Here is a 15,752-nt window from a genome sequence, read left to right on the forward strand (position 1 = left end):
CGGCCACGCGGCGCAATCGCGTGCTTACGAATAGCCCAGCCGCTGGCGCATGAACGCCAGTGCCACTTCCAGCCCGTCCATGGCGATCCCGTGGCCGGTGCCTTTCATCACATGGGCATAGACTTCCTTCCAGCCCGCGCCCTGCAAGGCTTCGGCGGCTTGTGGCAGGCTTTCGGGGGGCACCACATCATCGCTGTCGCCGTGCACCAGCAACACCGGTGGGCGGCACAACAATTCGTCCTGCAACACCTCGGGCTGCAACAACCGGCCCGAAAAGGCGCAAATGCCCGCAACCGGGTCTTCGCGGCGTGGCAGCACATGCAGCGCCATCATCGTCCCTTGGGAAAAGCCGAACACCATGACCTGTTCGGGCAGCAGGTCTTCGTCAACCATCACCCCGTCAAGGAAGGCGTCCAGATCAGCCACGGCGCGGGCCATGCCCTCCATGGATTCTTCCTCGCTTGACCCGTCAATCCACGGAATCGGGAACCACTGGAACCCCATCGGGCTTCCGGCGCAATCTTCGGGCGCATCGGGGGCCAGAAACAGCGTGTCGGGCAGATGTTCGCCCAAAGGGTCCGCCAGCCCCAGCAGGTCAGCGCCATTGGCGCCATAACCGTGCAGGAATATCACGGCGGAACGGGTTTCACCCGAAACGGGGTCGCGGCGTCCAGCAGTCAAAGCACGTGTCATGATATCCCTTCCCTGTCCTTTTCCAGCTTGTAGTAAGCCCAGAGCAAGCGCGCCGCAACCGATCGCCACGGCGACCATGCGACAGCCATTGCCCGCATGTCTTTTTCGCTGGGTCGCGTTGGCAGATCGAACAGCATCCGTGCGCCTTCTTGCAGCGCCAGATCTCCGTGGGCAAAGACATCGGCGCGACCCAGGGAAAACATCGCATAGATTTCCGCGGTCCACGGGCCGATGCCTGATACGGCGGTCAGGGTCTTGATCACTTCGGCATCGGGCAAGGCGCGCAGCCCGTCAAAATCAATTCCCGCGTGCGCAAGGGCGTGGGCATATGTGATCTTCTGGCGTGAAAGACCGCAGGCGCGCAGATCATCCGCGCTGGCCTTTGCCACACGCACCGGATCGTCCAGCCCGGCGTCTTGCAGCCGCGTTTGTATCGCGCGGGCCGAGGCCACACTGACCTGTTGGCTCATGATCGCGCTCAGCAATTCGGCAAACCCTTCGGGTTTCAGGCGCAGGGGCAGCGGGCCGGTGCGCTCCAGCGCCTGCGCGATGCGCGGCTCGCGCGCGGCAAGCCACGCCGCCCCTTCGGCCACACACGCCGCGCTGCGAATGATCCGCCCCGTCACAGGGCCGCAACCCATGCCAAAGCCTGCGCCGGCGTTTCAACCCGCGCGGCGTCAGGCATGGCGGGCCGTGCGATCATCGCCACCGGTATCCCCAGATTGCGCGCCGCCGTCAATTTGGTGGCGCTGGCCTTGCCGCCCGCGTTTTTCACCACCAGCCAGTCGACGCCAAGCGCCAGAAACAATTCCTCCTCGCGCGTCACGGAAAACGGTGGACGGCTGATGACGAATTCACCGCCTTCAAACGGAAAAGGCGCGGTAGGCGGATCAATCTGGCGGCAGATCACGCGCCGCCCTTCCAGGCCTGCGAACTGGTTCAAGGTCTGCCGCCCCGTGGCCAGAAACACGGTCGCCGTGGGCGGAATGATACTGGCAGCATCCTGCGGGGTCGCGATCTCGGTCCATGTGTCGCCCTTGCCCGCCTGCCACGGCGGGCGCAGCACCTGCACATAGGGGACACTCCGCGCAGCACAGATTGCCGCCGTGCGGTTTGTGATCCGCGCCGCGAAAGGGTGCGTGGCGTCGATGACAGCCGTGATCCCTGCCTCGGCCAGAAAAGCGGCGAACCCGTCTGCCCCGCCAAAGCCCCCCACACGGGTCGGCAGCGGCAGCGGTTCGGGATCGCGCGTGGCACCGGCCAGCGAGGCAACGGCGTTCACCCCCTGCCCGACCAGCCCCCAAGCGATCTTCTTGGCCTCGCTTGTGCCTGCCAGCAGCAAGACCTTCATGGCCCGGCCTGCCCGATGATCCGGCCCGCGCGATCAATGATCACGACGTCAAATTCCATCCCGTCATATCCGGCGCGCAGCCGTGAAAGCGCCAGATCAGCCACCGCCTGCGCCAGCGCTGACCCTGCAATCTCGTAGGCCTCAAGCGCGGAATTGGCCTGCGCAAGGCGCGGATCATCCATCATCGCGGCCAAGGCGGCGAAATCCACCTGGCTGCGCCCGGAATGCAGATCAACCGCCCCCTGCGCCAATTTGGTGATCTTGCCGATCCCGCCTCCGATGGTGACACGCGCAACCGGATGGCGCGCCAGATATTTCAGCATGCCCCCCGCGAAATCCCCCATGTCCAGCATGGCGTGATCGGGCAGCCCGTGCAGCGCCTGCACGGTTTGTTCCGACATGTTGCCGGTGCAGCCCGCCACATGCGCCTGCCCCGTGGCACGTGCCACATCGACACCCCGATGGATTGATGCAATCCAGGCCGCACAGGAAAAGGGGCGCACGATGCCCGTCGTCCCCAGCACCGACAGCCCGCCGGTGATCCCCAGCCGCGGGTTCCACGTGTTCTGCGCGATTTCAGCTCCGTTGGGGATGCTGATCGTGATGGAAATATCAGGTGGCTGGCCATAGTCGCCCGCAAGTTCCGCAACGACTTCATCCATCATTGCACGCGGCACAGGGTTGATCGCCGGTTCACCGACACCGATGGGCAGGCCTGCCTTGGTCACGGTCCCCACGCCCTCGCCCGCATAGAAAACCACACCACCTGCCGAGGCGGCCACCCGCGCGATGATCAGCGCGCCGTGGGTCACATCCGGGTCATCGCCTGCGTCCTTGATGATCCCTGCCTCGGCCCAGCCATCGCCTGCGTCCATATGCTCAAGCGCAAAGGCCGGTGTTTCGCCCTTGGGCAAGGTGATGGACACGGTTTCGGGAAACTGTCCGCCCCACAGACGCATCAACGCCGCCTTGGTGGCGGCGGTGGCACAAGCGCCCGTGGTCCAGCCCCGGCGCAATTCCCCTGTTGGCTTGCGTGTCATTGGCGCGACCTTAACCGCGCGTGGCGATGCCGCCAATCCGCAATCCGGTGTCGTTTGCCACCTTTCACTGCGCGCCATGTCGGGCCATAACCGATGGATGAGCAACTCGCACCTCCCTTCCACCCATGACTGGCCGCAAATGCAGCCCGGTTGGGTCTGGCTGTGCGGTGCTGGCCCCGGCGATCCGGGCCTGCTGACGCTGCATGCGCTCAATGCCCTGCGTCAGGCCGATGTGGTGATCTATGACGCGCTGGTGCAAGAGGCCATTCTGGACTGGGCCCCCCAAGCCGAACACATCTATGCAGGCAAGCGCGGTGGCAAACCATCCGCCAAACAGCGCGACATTTCTCTGCATCTGGTCGATCTGGCCCGCGCAGGCAAAAAGGTGCTGCGCCTCAAGGGCGGCGATCCCTTCGTGTTCGGGCGCGGCGGCGAAGAGGCGCAGACCCTTGTGCAGCACGACATCCCCGTGCGGATCATTCCCGGTATTTCCGCAGGGATTGGCGGGCTGGCCTATGCGGGCATTCCCGTCACCCACCGCGATGTCAACCAGTCGGTAACGTTCGTGACGGGGCATGACCAGTCGGGCGATGTGACATCCTCGCTTGATTGGAAGGCGATTGCCACCGGATCGCAGGTGATCGTGATCTACATGGGCATGAAACATATCGCGCGGATTGCGGCGGAACTGATCGCTGCTGGCCGCCCCTTGGGCGAACCTGTCGCTGTTGTCACCACCGCCACGACCGCCGACCAGCAAGTGCTGGAAACCACCCTTGGGACCATCGTTGATGACATCGCCGCCGCCGGTCTGGAACCGCCCGCGATCATCTGCGTGGGCCGGTCCGTGTTGATGCGCCAAGTGCTGGATTGGCAGGGTCAGGCGGATGGCATCGCCCCGCGCAACCTTGATCCCTTGGGTCGTGGACGCCCCGCCGAGAGCGCCTGATGGGCGGGCTGATCTTTGCCGCGCCATCGTCGGGATCGGGCAAGACCACGGTAACATTGGGTTTTTTGCGCGCCGCCACGCGGATGGGTGCCACCATCCATTCCGCCAAGTCCGGCCCCGATTACATTGATCCGCGTTTTCACGAGGCTGCATCAGGCGCGCCGTGTGTCAATCTGGACGCTTGGGCGATGACGCCCGACCGCTTGCACGCGCTTGCCGCAGGCCACGGCGATCTGATCGTCGAGGGGGCAATGGGCCTGTTTGACGGTGCACCACCGGCAGGGCGCGGCGCAACGGCTGACCTTGCGCGCCACCTGTCCCTGCCCGTGGTGCTGGTGGTGGATTGTGCGAAAATGGCCGGATCGGTTGCGCCCTTGGTCGCCGGATTTGCGGCATATGATCCGAGCGTCAAGGTGGCTGGCGTGATCCTCAACAATGTCGGATCGCCGCGCCACGAGGCGATGTTGCGCCATGCCCTTTCGTTCGAGGATATCGCAATCCTTGGCATCGTGCCACGCGATGCCACCCTTGCCCACCCGTCCCGCCATTTGGGGTTGGTGCAGGCAAGTGAGCGCGCTGATCTTGAGACCTATCTGGACCGCGCGGCGGATGTGATGGGCGCGAGCTTGGACATGGAGGCGCTGCTGGCGCTGGCTGCCTCCGCGCAGTCCATTGCTGCCACATCAGCCGCGCGCATCCCGCCCCCCGCACAGCGCATCGCCATCGCCCGTGATCAGGCCTTTGCCTTTGCCTATCCGCATGTTCTGGACGACTGGCGCGCCGCAGGGGCCGAGCTGACGTTCTTTTCGCCTCTGGCGGATGAAGGGCCGCAAGAGGCGGATTTCATCTTTCTTCCGGGTGGCTATCCTGAATTGCACGCGGGGCAGATCGCAGGCGCATCAACCTTCATGCAAAAGATGAAGAAGGCCGCTGAAAATACTGATATATATGGAGAATGTGGTGGATACATGGTGATGGGGCAAAGCATTACAGATGCTAGCGGCACCGCCCATCAGATGCTGGGACTACTTGATCTGGCGACATCATTCCAACGACGCAAACTGCACCTTGGCTATCGCCACCTCCTTGGCAATCATGGACCCCTGGCAGGCCGCTGGGCGGGCCACGAATTTCATTACGCCACCACCCTGCACGCGCGCGGCGCGCCCCTGTTTCGCGCCACGGATGCGGAAGGGACAGTCCTGCCCGATATGGGTCTGTGCAAGGGCTGTGCCTGCGGCAGCTTTGCGCACCTGATCGACCGCGTCTTGCCATGACCCTGCAACAGGGCTACCGCTAGCACCATGACTGAAATGAACACCCAAATTGATGACGCCAAGGCGAAACGCAACGTGGCGATCCTTGTGGCCGCGCAGGCCTTTCTGGGCAGCCAGATCACGATGATTTTCGTGATTGGCGGGTTGGCGGGGCAACAACTTGCGCGCAACGCGGGCCTGTCCTTGTGTTTTGCGACCCTGCCGATTTCGATGATCGTGTTCGGGTCGATGACGACCGCGCCATGGCTGTCTCATATGATGCAGTTGCGCGGGCGGCGGTTCGGGTTCTTTGTTGGAGCAATCGGCGGAATGATCGGCTCGCTGATCGGTGCTTATGCCCTGTCGATCGGCAATTTCTACCTGTTTCTTGTTGGTAGCTACCTCACGGGTATCTATATGTCCGCGCAGGGTTTTTTCCGCTTTGCCGCGGCTGATACCGCGTCAGAAGCCTTCCGCCCCAAGGCGATTTCCTATGTCATGGCAGGCGGTTTGATTTCCGCGATCATCGGCCCGCAGCTGGTGAAAGTGACAACCGATATCACCGCCGTGCCTTTCGTCGGCACCTATATGGTCGCCATCGCAATCAACGCGGTGGGCATGCTGATGTTCATCTTCCTCGACATCCCGAAACCACCGGTGATGAGTGCCGACAGCCCGCAAAGCCGTTCGCGCCGTGAACTCTTGCGCGATCCTGTGATCCTTGTGGCGATCATCTGCGCCATGGTCGCCTATGCGCTGATGAACCTTGTGATGACCTCGACTCCGCTGGCCGTGGTCGGCTGCGGGTTTACCACCGGCAATGCGTCCGACATCGTCTCGGCGCACGTTTTGGCGATGTTCGTGCCGTCGTTTTTCACCGGCCATCTGATTGCCCGTTTCGGCACCCGCACCATTATCGCGCTGGGCCTCGCGATCCTTGGGGCAGCGGGGGCTGTGGGGCTGATGGGCGTTGAACTGGAACACTTTTTTGTTGCCCTTGTCCTGCTTGGGATCGGGTGGAATTTCGGCTTCATCGGCGCGACGACCATGCTGGCCAGCGCCTATAAACCCCACGAACGGGGCCGCGTGCAGGGCATGAACGACTTTATCGTCTTTGGTATGGTCACGGTCGCCTCGCTTGCGTCAGGCGGGTTGATGAACTGTTCCGGTGGCACGGCCGTGGAAGGCTGGACAGCCGTGAACATCGCCATGGTGCCGCTGCTGGCGCTTGCGGGTGGGGCGCTGATCTGGCTCGTGATGCGCCCGCGTGGCGCAACCGCCTAGCGCCGCCAAGCTGTTGTCAGCAAAGAAAACCTGCGCCTGAATTCCGATGTGCCAAGCCGCCCGTCCGGCACCGCCTGCGGGTCTTTGCGCGCCGCGCGCAGCAGGTCACGGGCGCGCCAGTTGGCGCGTAGGGCCGCTTTGGCCGCACCGAAATCGCGCCGCCGATGTTTGGCGATCATCCCCAGCCCGTAATCGGCGAGGTTACGCACCTCGGCCAGTGTTTCATGGGCCAGCGGTGCGCGCCCCGCCGCAGTCAACGCCGGCACCGCCAGCAACCAGTTGGCGATGCCGCCGGCGATGGCAGCTTCGCGCAAGTCGCCCTCGTCACTGGCCGTGGCACCCAAGGCCAACGCGGCCAGCACCACCAGTGATCCCGCCCCGCGGTCAATATGCGCGATCACGTCTTCTTCGGCCGCAAACGGCGCCCCGTCGATATCCCATTCCCGTGCGGTGATCAGCGTGGAAAACAGCGATACGGGCAGGTTGTGCGCGGTAATCACCCGCGCCAGCGGCCCCGCGACTTCGTGCGCGCGCGCAGGCTTGCCCGCAATCACATCCCCCACCGCGTCACGCCAGAATTGCAAGCGCATCTGGGCGATCAGCGGTTCGCGCGTCACCCAAGGCGCGCGCGCCACTTCAAGGTTGAAGGCATAAAGCGGGAACAGCACCGCGCGCGCATCCGGTGCGCAGGACATCGCCGCGAGGAACCGGTCGGGATCGCCCTTTTCAACCAGTGCCGCGCAGGCGTTCAGGCTCATGCCGTGGCCCCGTCCCGCACCAGTTTCCAGTTGATCGCATCCAGCAGCGCGTCAAAGGACGCATCGACGATGTTGGCACTGACGCCCACGGTCGACCAGCTACGCCCCTGCCCGTCTTCGCTGTCGATGATGACGCGGGTCACGGCCTCGGTCCCGCCGTTGGTGATGCGCACCTTGAAATCGACCAGATGCATGTCGTCGATCACCGCCTGATAGGGGCCAAGATCCTTGGAGAGCGCGCGCGAGAGCGCGTTCACCGGACCTTGATCAGAGCCATCCGGCCCTTGGCTTTCGCTGACATTCAGCATCCGTTCGCCGTTGATTTTCACCACGACCACGGCCTCGGAGAGCGACACCATCTTGCCGCGCTTGTTGCGGCGGCGTTCTACCGTGACACGGTAGCGTTTCACCTCGAAAAACGTCGGCAGCAGCCCCAGTTCTTCGCGCGCGAGCAGCTCGAAACTCGCCTGTGCGGTGTCATAGGAATAGCCGCGCGCCTCTTGCTCCTTGATACGATCAAGAATGCGGGTCAGGGCCGGATCGCCCTTTTTCACGTCCAGCCCCGCGCGCGCCAGCCGTTCGCGCAGGTTTGATTGCCCCGCTTGATTCGACATCGGCACGATGCGCGTGTTGCCGACCAAAGCCGGGTCAATATGTTCATAGGTTGTCGGGTCTTTGGCGATGGCGCTGGCGTGCAAGCCCGCCTTATGGGCAAAGGCGCTGGCGCCCACATAGGGTGCCTGTTTCTGCGGCACGCGGTTCAGGATATCATCCAGCAGACGCGAGGCGCGGCGCAATCCCGTCAGGGCCTCAGGCGTCACGCCGGTTTCAAACGTGCTGGCATAGGGTTCCTTCAGCAGGAAGGTTGCGATCAGCGAGGTGAGGTTGGCATTGCCACAGCGCTCGCCCAACCCGTTCAACGTCCCCTGCACCTGTCGCACGCCCGCGTCCACTGCGGCCAGCGAATTGGCCACGGCGTTTTCGGTGTCGTTATGGGTGTGGATACCAAGGTTTTCACCGGCAATGCCGCTGGCGATCACGTCTGCAACAATCGCGCCAATCTCGTGGGGCAAGGTGCCACCATTGGTATCGCACAGCACGATCCAGCGCGCGCCCGCGTCATGGGCGGCCTTGACCGCCGCCAGCGCATAGTCGCGGTTGGCCTTATAGCCGTCAAAGAAATGTTCCGCGTCAAACAGCGCCTCGCGCCCCTGTGCGACCAGATGTTTGATGGATGCGGCGATGTTCTCGAGGTTCTCGTCCAGCGTGATGCCCAAGGCGGTGGTCACGTGGAAATCATGGGTCTTGCCGACCAGACAGACGGCGGGCGTGTTCGCGTTCATCACGGCGGCCAGCACATCGTCGTTATCAGCCGAGCGGCCGCTGCGTTTGGTCATGCCAAAAGCGGTCATCGTGGCGCGGGTTTTCGGCGCGGCGTCGAAAAAATCGCTGTCGGTGGGGTTCGCGCCCGGCCAGCCGCCTTCGATATAGTCCAGACCAAGAGTATCAAGCACCAGCGCGATCTGCTGCTTTTCCGACGTGGAAAACTGCACGCCTTGGGTCTGCTGCCCGTCCCGCAGGGTTGTGTCGTAAAGGTAGAGGCGTTGTTTGGTCATAGTGCTGTCCTCTCGAGCGGATGCGCCATGCCCGACCTGGGGAGGGTCGTCCAAACAAGGGGCAAGGGTAACTCAACGAACTCCCGCCCACGTAGGCGCAACGCAGGGTGAACGAATGCCCTCCCTGGGGGGAGGTCGGGCATGGCGCATCCGCGCCGGTTGCGCATCTTGGCGGGTTTCATCGCAAATCCTCCAGTTTGGACGGGTCGAAATCGGGACCGGGCTGCCAACTGGCCTGCCCCGCGACATCCGTTACCTGCACGCCAGCCGCATTCAGCAGATCGCGCACCTGATCGGCGGTGGCGAAATCCTTGGCAGCGCGTGCGGCTTGGCGCTTGTCCAAGAGGTTCACCACGACCTCATCAACCCAGCCCTCAACCGCGCGTTCTGCAACAGCCTTACCCGCAAGCGCAGGCAAAGCGGTCCAATCGTCGATCAGGCCCAACACTTCCAGCCCGACCGCAAACGGTGCAAGCCCTGCGGCTGTGCGCGCCTTGGCCAATACATGCAGGCGCGCCATGGCGCCGTGGGTATTCAGATCATTGGCCAGAACCCCAAGGAATTCGGAGTCCATCACCCATTTGCCCGCTTTTTTCAGCGCTGCAACGGCATCGGGCGTCATCCCGTGACTGTGCAGGACACCATACCACTTGCGCAACGTCGCCTCGGCCTCGGCCCGCTTGACCTCGGTCCAATCCATCGGCTTGCCATAATGCGTGCCCAGCATCACGAACCGGATCACCTCGCCCGGAACCCCCTGATCCAGCAGGTCGCGCACGGTAAAGAAATTGCCCAAAGACTTGGACATCTTCTTACCTTCAACCTGTAACATCTCGTTGTGCAGCCAATAGCGCGCGAATTCCCCTTCGGGGTGGGCGCAGGCCGACTGGGCGATCTCGTTTTCATGATGGGGGAACTGCAAATCATTGCCGCCGCCGTGAATATCAAACGACGCACCGAGCAATTCGTAACTCATCGCGGAACATTCGATATGCCAGCCCGGACGGCCACGGCCCCAGGGGCTATCCCACCCCGGAGTCTGATCATCCGACGGCTTCCACAGCACGAAATCCATCGGATTGCGCTTGTAGGGCGCGACCTCGACCCGCGCACCAGCGATCATGTCGTCAATCGACCGGCCCGACAGCGCGCCATAATTCGCGTAACTCTCGACCGCGAACAGCACATGTCCCTCGGCCTCATAGGCGTGCCCCTTGGCGACCAGATCGGCGATCATCGCCACCATCGGCGCGATAAACTCGGTCGCGCGGGGTTCCTGATCGGGGCGCAGGGTGCCAAGCGCCTCCATATCCGCATGATACCAGTCGATCGTCTCGTCGGTGATGTCGCGAATATCGCGCCCCGTAGCGGCGGCGCGCGCGTTGATCTTGTCATCCACATCGGTGAAATTGCGCACATAGGTCACGTGATCGGCGCCATACACATGGCGCAGCAGCCGATACAGCACATCAAACACCACCACAGGGCGCGCATTGCCCAGATGGGCGCGGTCATAGACCGTCGGGCCACAGACATACATCCGCACGTTTTCAGGATCGAGGGGGATGAACTCCTCTTTCCGGCGGGTCTTGGTGTTGTGCAAACGGATCGTTGTCATGTCAGTCCTTGAACGGTTCTCGCCCGCGGACTTAGCAACTTAACTGTTCAGGATAAACGTGAAAGAGCGGCCCGCGTGACGAATGTCAGCAGATAATGATGCAGGCGATGATACAAATGCTCTTCATGGGGGTGGGATAGCAGGTGGCGCGCTATCCGTCCAGCATTTCCACAAGGGTCTGGATCGTGCGCAGGTTGCGCGCGGTCAGCGGGCAACGCATGACCTTTTCCATCCCCGCGGCCAGTTTGGAACGGCCGATCCCGTCAGGCGCGAACAACCAGACCAGATCGGGCGCGATCCTGACCTCCTCGCGTGGGGCGGACAGGGCCGCAAGGCACACGTCGTCCAGATCAACCCTGCCAAGGGCAAAGAACACATGCACATGGCGCGGATCATCGGGCGTGAATGGGCAATCATTCAGGGCGCGGCGCAGCGTATCACCCGTGACAATCTGCACCGGCACATCAATGCCCATCTGCGCCACCACCGCTGCGCGTAAATCCGCCGCCCGTGGCGCGGCGGCGCGAAACACAAGATTGCCACTGGCGATATAGCTGCGCACATCCTGCCAGCCCAGACCACCAGCAAGCACGCGTAAATCAGCCATGGAAACCTTGTTGTTGCCCCCGACATTCACCCCGCGCAGCAGCGCGACATACATCTGATCCAGATCACTCATCCGACGATCCTAAAACATGGCCAAACCCGCAACCAGCCCCTAGGATTGCGTAAAAGGGCAAAGGGTAAACGTTCAGAATGAAAAAACGGCCTGTTCTAAACTATCTTTTTCTTGGTCTCGCCGCACTGTCGTTCATGACGTTCTTCTTTGGCGATGACGCCAGATTTCTGCTGCTTGTATTCGCGTTTCTGCTCGGAGCGAGCGTTACATCAGGCCAAAACAGCGACTACTGGCGTTGGCCCCCTCTCCAACGAAATACAAAGACGACCATAGAAATCAGCGATGGGCTTACGCTGATTTTGGCGCAAAACGAAACAAAAAAGTATGCACCAGTTATTCGAAAGGCCCGCAAAATCTACGCCCGATCCGGCGTTTTCGACAGTAAGCGTATTATATTGCCTTGGGGCCCCACAAAGACAGCAAGAGTTCTCGATCTGGCACTCGCCGGCAGCACTAATAAGATCGATGGCGTCATAATTTGGGCGTCAGATGACTGGGTCAACTTTGAAGACGACTCACATTTTTCTTTGAAAAGCGACGACCTTGCAAAAGTGCGTGATGCTCTCGTTGAACATGGCTGGCTTCAAGAAACCTAGTCGCTGAATCTGGCCAAACCCGCAACCAGCCCCTAAGCTGGCCGCATGATCCAAACCGCCCGACTGTCGCTCATACCCCTTACGCCCGACCATGCAACGGCGCTGTTCGCAGGCCTTTCGGATCCCGCCCTCTATACCTTTCAACCCGACGACCCCTACCCCGATATTGCCGCACTGCGGGCGCGCTTCACCCAACTCTGCGCAGGCCCAGAGGACGACAGCCAAGTACGCTGGCTGAACTGGACAGCCTTTGCCAATGATACGCCAATCGGCACGATCCAAATCACCGTGATGGATCGCGCCCCGTCCTTGCTTGCCTATATGATCCTGACACCGCACCAAACCAAAGGCTATGCAACAGAAGGCTGCCGCGCAGTGATCGCCGACACTTTCGCAACCACCCGAACCCCGGCCATCGACGCGCTGATCGACACCCGCAACACCGCGTCAATCGCGCTGATCGAACGGATTGGCTTCACCCGCATCGCGACGATCCCGAACGCCGATCCTTTCAAAGGCAGCGCCAGCGACGAATTCCACTACCGCCTGCCCCGCCCGAAAGGACAACACCCATGACCCGCCAAACCGCCGACGACATCTGCGCCAGCTTCCCCGGTGCCACCCGCGCCGACCCGACCGAGGGCGAGCTGGACTCGTGGAAAGTCGGCGGCAAGATGTTCGCCACTTACGGCGAACGGATCAACGGGGTCTGCACGAAAACCGACAGCGTGGACACCGCACAAATGCTGATCGACGCGGGCGCGGCGACCAAGGCACCCTATTTCCACCGCTCATGGGTGCTGGTTTCGCTGGATGCGCCATTGGGCGAATTGCGCCACCGTCTGCAAACCTCCTATGACATCATCCGCGCGTCCCTGCCCAAAAAAACCCGCGACAGTCTTTAACTTCTTTTGTTCAAAAATACCTCCGGGGGGAGTCGCAGACGGGGGGCAGCGCCCCCCTGCCCGCGTGCCGGGCGACGCCCTCAGGCGTAACTTACCACCTCGATCTCGACCCCATCGGCATCGTTGAAGTAAAACCGCCGTCCGGGTTCATAATCGCCATGGTTGTGCGGGGTGAACCCGCGCGCCTTCACGGCGGCCTCCACCGCGTCCAGATCATCGACCACCACGCCAATATGGTTCAGCCCACCGCGTTGCAGATACGAATTATCCGCCGCGATCTGGTCCTTGCCGCCAGCCGGACCGGTATAAAGCGCCACATAGCTGTCAGCGCTGCCCACATGCACCGTGAAACCACCGTTGATTGCGCTGCCCTCCCAACGGGTGTGCCAGCCAAACAGATCGGCCAGCAGCGCGGCGGTCTTGCGCGGGTCGGCGACGGTGACGTTGACGTGTTCCAGATGTGCCATTGGGTTCTCCTTTGCTTGACGACTCATGTGTAATTTCTCAAGTTAACTTGAGATCAAGAGGTTTTTCATGTCAGGGCTTTCCATTGGTGACCTGGCGGCGCGCACGGGGTTGGCTGTCTCGGCGATCCGCTTTTACGAAACCCACGGGATCGTCGCGCCCCTGCGCAATGCGGGCGGGCATCGCCGCTATGGCCGCGCCGATATCCGGCGGCTGTCCTTTGTGATGGCGGCCACGGGCATGGGGTTTGCCCTGTCCGATATCGCGCAACATCTGGCGCGCCTTCCGGCCCACAAGGCCCCCAGCCGCGCCGACTGGACCCGCATATCCAAAGGCTTTCGCCGTGACATCGACGCGCGAATTGCCGCCCTTGAAACCCTGCGTGACAAACTGGATGGCTGCATCGGCTGCGGCTGCCTGTCACTGGACACCTGCGCGCTTTATAATCCGGCTGACCGCGCGGCACGCCACGGCACCGGCCCGCGCTATTTGATGGGTGACACGGCGGATTGACATTGCCGCGCCAAAACGGCTTCCCTGCGCAAATGAAATTATCGCAACGTATCCAGGACATCACCGGCGGCGGTTCGGGCGGCTGGGATCTGTATTTTCGCGCCCGCGCGCTGAAAGAGGCAGGTGCGCCAATCATCGAACTGACAGTTGGCGAACACGACATCCGCACCAGCGCCGACATATTGGACGCCATGCACGAGGCCGCCAGATCGGGCCACACCGGCTATGCGGCGATTCCCGGCACGCGCGACCTGCGCGAGGCCGTGGCAGCGCGCATCACCGCCCAAAGCGGCGTGCCCACAACGGCGCGCAACGTTACCATCACGCCGGGCGGGCAATCGGCGCTGTTTGCCAGCCACAATGCGATGCTGGACGCGGGCGACACAGGGTTGTTCATCGACCCCTATTACGCCACCTACCCCGGCACGATCCGCGCCGTGGGCGGCATCCCGCAAACGGTGCCAGCCGAGGCTGCACGGGGCTTTCAGCCGCGCGGCGCAGATATTGACACCGCGGCCAAGGCAACACATGCCAAAAGCCTGCTGATCAATTCGCCCAACAACCCCACAGGTGCTGTCTATACCGCCGACACTCTGCAAGAGATAGCGCGCGCCACGATCGACAATGACATGTGGCTGATCTCGGACGAAGTCTATGACAGCCAGATCTGGGAGGGCGCGCATATCTCGCCCCGCGCCCTGCCCGACATGGCGCAGCGCACGCTTGTGGTCGGCTCCATGTCCAAAAGCCACGCGATGACCGGCAGCCGCGTGGGCTGGGTCTGTGGCCCCGAAGACGTGATTGATTATCTGATCACCCTGTCCACCCACACAACTTACGGCGTGCCGGGCTATATTCAAGACGCGGCCACCTTTGCGCTGGGTCAGGGTGCGAGCGTCGAAGAACAGGTCGCCGCCCCGTTCCGCCGCCGCCGCCTTTTGACGCGCGACCTGCTGGCCAAACAAAACGTGGTGCACGCCGCCCCGATCCAGGGCGCGATGTATGTGATGCTCGATATTCGCGCGACGGGCATGTCGGGCGAGGATTTCGGCAACGCCCTGCTTGACGGTGAACAGATCGCCGTCATGCCCGGTGAAAGCTTTGGCGCAGCGGCCGCAGGCCATATCCGCGTGGCGATGACCGTGGATGATGACGTTTTCGTTGACGCAATGACACGGTTGATCGGCTTTGCCGCAACCCTTGCCACAGGAGAAACAGCATGAGCATGGGCCAACAGTTTCGCGCGCTACACGACAAGGGCGGTGCATTCATCCTTGCCAATGCATGGGATATCGGATCGGCCAGAATGCTGGCGGCCATGGGCGCAGAGGCCATTGCAACATCGTCGGCGGCCCATGCCTTCACGCTTGGCCAGCCCGACGGGACCGTGACCCGTGATCAGGCACTGGCCCACGCCGCTGAGATCGTCGCGGCTGTTAACGTTCCCGTGCAGGGTGATTTCGAGAACGGCAATAGCGACACCCCCGAAGGCACCGCCGAAACCGTGCGCATGGCTGCGCAGGTCGGTCTTGCGGGCATCTGCATCGAGGATGTGCCCTTTGGCGGCGATACCGTCTATGGCTTTGATCTGGCGGTCGCGAAAATCCGCGCTGCCGCTGCCGCCGCACGCGCCTTGCCCCATGACTTCATCCTGACGGCCCGCGCCGATGGCATCATGATCGGTGCCTATGACATCACCGAGGCGCTCCGGCGTCTGCAAGCCTTTGCCGCAGCTGGTGCGGATTGCCTTTATGCGCCCCTGCCTGCAACCATGGATGATCTGGCGCGGATCGTCGCTGAAACCGACAAGCCGGTGAACGCGCTTGTGGCCGGTCCCTACGCCACACAAAGCCGTGCCGATTTTGCCGCCATTGGCGTGACGCGCTTGTCGCTTGGGTCGTCATTGGCGCGCGCCACCCACCGCACCATTCACGATGCGGCCAAGGCCATGTTTGACGCAGGTGATTTTAACCCCCTTGGAAATGGCATGAATGGGAGTATCGTGGACGCATTACTGACAAAGGAATAA

18 protein-coding genes are annotated in these 15,752 nt (G+C 62.4%); 9 read left to right on the plus strand and 9 right to left on the minus strand.

The features are described from left to right. Nucleotides 1-24: 24 nt before the first annotated feature. Genes SJY21_RS02585 through SJY21_RS02600 form a run of 4 tightly spaced genes read right to left on the minus strand, consistent with a single transcriptional unit; the run spans nt 25 to nt 3,084 of the window. Nucleotides 25-693, minus strand: coding sequence for an alpha/beta hydrolase (locus tag SJY21_RS02585; protein ID WP_377505754.1), 669 nt, complete (start codon nt 691-693; stop codon nt 25-27). Then, nucleotides 690-1,334, minus strand: a complete 645-nt coding sequence (locus SJY21_RS02590) for a DNA-3-methyladenine glycosylase family protein (RefSeq protein WP_377505757.1) — start codon at nt 1,332-1,334, stop codon at nt 690-692. Before SJY21_RS02590 ends, SJY21_RS02585 begins: the two co-directional genes overlap by 4 nt. After that, nucleotides 1,316-2,044, minus strand: coding sequence for a cobalt-precorrin-6A reductase (locus SJY21_RS02595; RefSeq protein ID WP_377505760.1), 729 nt, complete (start codon nt 2,042-2,044; stop codon nt 1,316-1,318). Before SJY21_RS02595 ends, SJY21_RS02590 begins: the two co-directional genes overlap by 19 nt. Next, complete coding sequence (locus SJY21_RS02600; RefSeq protein ID WP_377505763.1) at nt 2,041-3,084, minus strand: cobalt-precorrin-5B (C(1))-methyltransferase; 1,044 nt, start codon at nt 3,082-3,084, stop codon at nt 2,041-2,043. Before SJY21_RS02600 ends, SJY21_RS02595 begins: the two co-directional genes overlap by 4 nt. Before the next feature lie 97 nt (nt 3,085-3,181). Here SJY21_RS02600 and cobA point away from each other — a divergent pair, with 97 nt between their 5' ends. Genes cobA through SJY21_RS02615 form a run of 3 tightly spaced genes read left to right on the plus strand, consistent with a single transcriptional unit; the run spans nt 3,182 to nt 6,573 of the window. After that, nucleotides 3,182-4,033, plus strand: a complete 852-nt coding sequence (gene cobA / locus SJY21_RS02605) for a uroporphyrinogen-III C-methyltransferase (RefSeq protein WP_377505766.1) — start codon at nt 3,182-3,184, stop codon at nt 4,031-4,033. Further along, complete coding sequence (locus SJY21_RS02610; protein ID WP_377505769.1) at nt 4,033-5,310, plus strand: cobyrinate a,c-diamide synthase; 1,278 nt, start codon at nt 4,033-4,035, stop codon at nt 5,308-5,310. Before cobA ends, SJY21_RS02610 begins: the two co-directional genes overlap by 1 nt. Nucleotides 5,311-5,337: 27 nt before the next feature. Beyond that, nucleotides 5,338-6,573, plus strand: coding sequence for an MFS transporter (locus SJY21_RS02615; RefSeq protein ID WP_377505772.1), 1,236 nt, complete (start codon nt 5,338-5,340; stop codon nt 6,571-6,573). On the opposite strand, the gene SJY21_RS02620 is transcribed toward SJY21_RS02615, so the two are convergent. From SJY21_RS02620 to SJY21_RS02635, 4 genes are all read right to left on the minus strand, one after another. After that, nucleotides 6,570-7,331 carry a squalene/phytoene synthase family protein gene (locus tag SJY21_RS02620; RefSeq protein WP_377505775.1) on the minus strand — a complete coding sequence of 254 codons (762 nt, stop codon included), beginning with the start codon at nt 7,329-7,331 and terminating at the stop codon, nt 6,570-6,572. The two genes, SJY21_RS02615 and SJY21_RS02620, sit on opposite strands and share 4 nt — an antisense overlap. Beyond that, nucleotides 7,328-8,947, minus strand: a complete 1,620-nt coding sequence (cimA, locus tag SJY21_RS02625; RefSeq protein WP_377505778.1) for a citramalate synthase — start codon at nt 8,945-8,947, stop codon at nt 7,328-7,330. The genes SJY21_RS02620 and cimA overlap by 4 nt, the downstream gene beginning before the upstream one ends. Nucleotides 8,948-9,125: 178 nt before the next feature. After that, nucleotides 9,126-10,565 (minus strand): cysteine--tRNA ligase, encoded by a 1,440-nt coding sequence (cysS, locus tag SJY21_RS02630; protein ID WP_377505781.1) that lies wholly within the window; start codon nt 10,563-10,565, stop codon nt 9,126-9,128. A 151-nt stretch (nt 10,566-10,716) separates the two neighbouring features. Further along, nucleotides 10,717-11,244 carry a DUF1697 domain-containing protein gene (locus SJY21_RS02635; protein ID WP_377505784.1) on the minus strand — a complete coding sequence of 176 codons (528 nt, stop codon included), beginning with the start codon at nt 11,242-11,244 and terminating at the stop codon, nt 10,717-10,719. Between the two features lie 77 nt (nt 11,245-11,321). Between SJY21_RS02635 and SJY21_RS02640 the strand changes: the two genes are divergently transcribed. Genes SJY21_RS02640 through SJY21_RS02650 form a run of 3 tightly spaced genes read left to right on the plus strand, consistent with a single transcriptional unit; the run spans nt 11,322 to nt 12,745 of the window. Further along, nucleotides 11,322-11,840: a hypothetical protein gene (locus SJY21_RS02640; RefSeq protein ID WP_377505787.1), complete on the plus strand. Its 519-nt coding sequence runs from the start codon at nt 11,322-11,324 to the stop codon at nt 11,838-11,840. Between the two features lie 45 nt (nt 11,841-11,885). After that, nucleotides 11,886-12,416 (plus strand): GNAT family N-acetyltransferase, encoded by a 531-nt coding sequence (locus tag SJY21_RS02645; RefSeq protein ID WP_377505790.1) that lies wholly within the window; start codon nt 11,886-11,888, stop codon nt 12,414-12,416. Beyond that, nucleotides 12,413-12,745: an MmcQ/YjbR family DNA-binding protein gene (locus tag SJY21_RS02650; RefSeq protein ID WP_377505797.1), complete on the plus strand. Its 333-nt coding sequence runs from the start codon at nt 12,413-12,415 to the stop codon at nt 12,743-12,745. The genes SJY21_RS02645 and SJY21_RS02650 overlap by 4 nt, the downstream gene beginning before the upstream one ends. A gap of 80 nt (nt 12,746-12,825) precedes the next feature. Here SJY21_RS02650 and SJY21_RS02655 read toward each other — a convergent pair whose 3' ends face one another. Continuing rightward, nucleotides 12,826-13,212: a VOC family protein gene (locus tag SJY21_RS02655; protein ID WP_377505800.1), complete on the minus strand. Its 387-nt coding sequence runs from the start codon at nt 13,210-13,212 to the stop codon at nt 12,826-12,828. 67 nt (nt 13,213-13,279) lie between these two features. Here SJY21_RS02655 and soxR point away from each other — a divergent pair, with 67 nt between their 5' ends. From soxR to SJY21_RS02670, 3 genes are read left to right on the plus strand one after another with little or no spacing between them, the layout of a single operon-like run. Next, complete coding sequence (gene soxR, locus SJY21_RS02660) at nt 13,280-13,723, plus strand: redox-sensitive transcriptional activator SoxR (RefSeq protein WP_377505803.1); 444 nt, start codon at nt 13,280-13,282, stop codon at nt 13,721-13,723. Nucleotides 13,724-13,755: 32 nt separating this feature from the next. Further along, nucleotides 13,756-14,946, plus strand: coding sequence for a pyridoxal phosphate-dependent aminotransferase (locus SJY21_RS02665; RefSeq protein WP_377505806.1), 1,191 nt, complete (start codon nt 13,756-13,758; stop codon nt 14,944-14,946). After that, the gene (locus tag SJY21_RS02670) at nt 14,943-15,752 is read left to right on the plus strand and encodes an isocitrate lyase/phosphoenolpyruvate mutase family protein (protein ID WP_377505809.1); all 810 of its coding nucleotides are present in this window, start codon (nt 14,943-14,945) and stop codon (nt 15,750-15,752) included. The genes SJY21_RS02665 and SJY21_RS02670 overlap by 4 nt, the downstream gene beginning before the upstream one ends.

This window comes from Octadecabacter sp. R77987 (assembly GCF_042466115.1).
Classification (GTDB): Bacteria; Pseudomonadota; Alphaproteobacteria; order Rhodobacterales; family Rhodobacteraceae; genus SW4.

Bases quoted from the DNA above. Each gene is read 5' to 3' on its own strand.
- SJY21_RS02635 (WP_377505784.1), bottom strand. From the start codon at position 11,244: ATGAGTGATCTGGATCAGATGTATGTCGCGCTGCTGCGCGGGGTGAAT.
- SJY21_RS02590 (WP_377505757.1), bottom strand. From the start codon at position 1,334: ATGGGTTGCGGCCCTGTGACGGGGCGGATCATTCGCAGCGCGGCGTGT.
- cysS (WP_377505781.1), bottom strand. From the start codon at position 10,565: ATGACAACGATCCGTTTGCACAACACCAAGACCCGCCGGAAAGAGGAG.
- SJY21_RS02620 (WP_377505775.1), bottom strand. From the start codon at position 7,331: ATGAGCCTGAACGCCTGCGCGGCACTGGTTGAAAAGGGCGATCCCGAC.
- SJY21_RS02665 (WP_377505806.1), top strand. From the start codon at position 13,756: ATGAAATTATCGCAACGTATCCAGGACATCACCGGCGGCGGTTCGGGC.
- SJY21_RS02610 (WP_377505769.1), top strand. From the start codon at position 4,033: ATGGGCGGGCTGATCTTTGCCGCGCCATCGTCGGGATCGGGCAAGACC.
- SJY21_RS02600 (WP_377505763.1), bottom strand. From the start codon at position 3,084: ATGACACGCAAGCCAACAGGGGAATTGCGCCGGGGCTGGACCACGGGC.
- cimA (WP_377505778.1), bottom strand. From the start codon at position 8,947: ATGACCAAACAACGCCTCTACCTTTACGACACAACCCTGCGGGACGGG.
- SJY21_RS02670 (WP_377505809.1), top strand. From the start codon at position 14,943: ATGAGCATGGGCCAACAGTTTCGCGCGCTACACGACAAGGGCGGTGCA.
- SJY21_RS02650 (WP_377505797.1), top strand. From the start codon at position 12,413: ATGACCCGCCAAACCGCCGACGACATCTGCGCCAGCTTCCCCGGTGCC.
- SJY21_RS02615 (WP_377505772.1), top strand. From the start codon at position 5,338: ATGACTGAAATGAACACCCAAATTGATGACGCCAAGGCGAAACGCAAC.
- SJY21_RS02595 (WP_377505760.1), bottom strand. From the start codon at position 2,044: ATGAAGGTCTTGCTGCTGGCAGGCACAAGCGAGGCCAAGAAGATCGCT.
- SJY21_RS02655 (WP_377505800.1), bottom strand. From the start codon at position 13,212: ATGGCACATCTGGAACACGTCAACGTCACCGTCGCCGACCCGCGCAAG.
- cobA (WP_377505766.1), top strand. From the start codon at position 3,182: ATGAGCAACTCGCACCTCCCTTCCACCCATGACTGGCCGCAAATGCAG.
- SJY21_RS02640 (WP_377505787.1), top strand. From the start codon at position 11,322: ATGAAAAAACGGCCTGTTCTAAACTATCTTTTTCTTGGTCTCGCCGCA.
- soxR (WP_377505803.1), top strand. From the start codon at position 13,280: ATGTCAGGGCTTTCCATTGGTGACCTGGCGGCGCGCACGGGGTTGGCT.
- SJY21_RS02645 (WP_377505790.1), top strand. From the start codon at position 11,886: ATGATCCAAACCGCCCGACTGTCGCTCATACCCCTTACGCCCGACCAT.
- SJY21_RS02585 (WP_377505754.1), bottom strand. From the start codon at position 693: ATGACACGTGCTTTGACTGCTGGACGCCGCGACCCCGTTTCGGGTGAA.